Genomic DNA, 1,197 nt, shown 5'->3' on the forward strand with positions numbered 1-1,197 from the left:
GCCTCCAGCAGCCCACGCCCCGCGGCCTCCAGCGCCCCCACGTCCGCCGACGCCCCGCCGCGCCCCATCAGCCCCGCCGGCGCCCCGGCCCAGGCATCAGCCACGTCGTCGTCGATGACGTGCAGCAGCGCCACCGGGCCGTCGGGCAGCCCCCGCACCGCGTCAACGCAGGCCTCCCACGTCCCCTCGACCAGCCAGACCACTGTCGTCATGACACGCCTCCCACCTGTAGCGAGACCCACAGCGCCAGCACCGCGGCGATGAGGGCGGCCGGCACCGTCGCCAGCCCCAGACGGATGAACACCCCGGCCGAGGGCGCGTGCCCGTGGCCGTGCAGCACCTGACGCCACAGCAGGGTCGCGAGCGACCCGACGTAGGTGAGGTTGGGCCCGATGTTGAGCCCGAGCAGCGTCGCGAGCACCAGACCCGGTGAGTGCGCGACGGCCGGCACCAGCACGAGCGTGGCCGGCAGGTTGTTGAGCAGGTTCGCCACGAGCGCCGCGAGCCCGGCGGCCACGAGCAGCCCCACGAGGTCGGGGTGCGGCGGCACGAGGGACACGAGCAGGTCGCCGACCGGGCCGCGGCGCACCGCGAGCACGACGACGCCCAGCGCCAGCACGAACACGAGGAACAGCGGGTTCGCGGCCCGCACCAGCCCGGTCACGGTCTCGCGCGGTGCGCTCCGCAGCCGTCCGACGGCCAGCACGAGCACCGCCGCCCCCGCGACGACGACGGGCGCGAGCCCCAACGGTTCGGCCACGGCGAAGCCGAGCAGCGTGAGCCCGAGCACGACGAGCGCCCGGCGCGGTGCCGGCGGCGCCTCGGTCCGGACGGCGTGCGCGGGTGCGGCCAGGTCGCCCCGGAAGAACAGCCGGAACACCACGTACTCGACGGCCACGGTGACCGCCCACGGCGCGGCCATGAGCCCGGCGAACCCGGCGAAGGTGAGCCCGCTCGCGGCGAACGCGAGCAGGTTGGTGAGGTTGGAGACCGGCAGCAGCGACGACGCGGAGTTCGCCAGGTGCGTGCTGGCGTACACCCCGGGCCGGGCGCGGGCGCCGACGGCCGTCGCCGCGGCGAGCACCACCGGGGTGAGCAGCACGACGGTGGCGTCCAGGCTGAGCACCGCGGTGGTCACCGAGGCCACCACGAACACCGCGCCCAGCAGCCGGCGGGGCGAGCCGCGGCTGGCACCGG

2 protein-coding genes are annotated in these 1,197 nt (G+C 76.2%); both read right to left on the minus strand.

Features of this window, described 5'->3' with window-relative positions; all coding sequences use genetic code 11:
• Positions 1-212: hypothetical protein (locus tag F2B26_RS16335; RefSeq protein WP_201292797.1), on the minus strand; the 212-nt coding region annotated here is incomplete at its 3' end.
• On the minus strand, positions 209-1,197 hold a 989-nt coding region (locus F2B26_RS16340; RefSeq protein ID WP_159811134.1), incomplete at its 5' end, for an ArsB/NhaD family transporter. The genes F2B26_RS16340 and F2B26_RS16335, both read right to left, overlap by 4 nt.

It is taken from the genome of Cellulomonas citrea (assembly GCF_009829685.1).
In the GTDB taxonomy this organism is placed as follows: domain Bacteria; phylum Actinomycetota; class Actinomycetes; order Actinomycetales; family Cellulomonadaceae; genus Cellulomonas; species Cellulomonas citrea.